This is a genomic window from Chromohalobacter sp. HP20-39 (assembly GCF_033052815.1).
Classification (GTDB): Bacteria; Pseudomonadota; Gammaproteobacteria; order Pseudomonadales; family Halomonadaceae; genus Chromohalobacter.
The window spans coordinates 1-262 of the sequence record NZ_JAWHTP010000791.1; the positions used below are offsets into that span (position 1 = coordinate 1).

1 protein-coding gene is annotated in these 262 nt (G+C 65.3%); it reads left to right on the forward strand.

The features are described from left to right. Window positions 1-262: SulP family inorganic anion transporter (locus RVY79_RS20130; RefSeq protein ID WP_317466349.1), on the forward strand; the 262-nt coding region annotated here is incomplete at both ends.

Below are 262 nucleotides of genomic sequence, written 5' to 3' on the forward strand. Positions count from 1 at the left end.
CCTCTTTGGCGGCTTCGCGGCGACTGGCGCGATTGCCCGTACGGCAACGAACATCCGCAACGGAGGGAACAGCCCCTTGGCAGGCATCGTGCACGCGCTGACGCTGGTTGCGATCCTCCTCCTGCTTGCGCCGTTGGCGTCGAAGGTGCCGCTGGCGGCGTTGTCGGCGATCCTGTTCGTGGTGGCCTACAACATGAGCGAGGTCCGACACTTTGCGCGGATGACTCGGCGTGCACCACGTGCCGATGTCGCGATTCTGCTG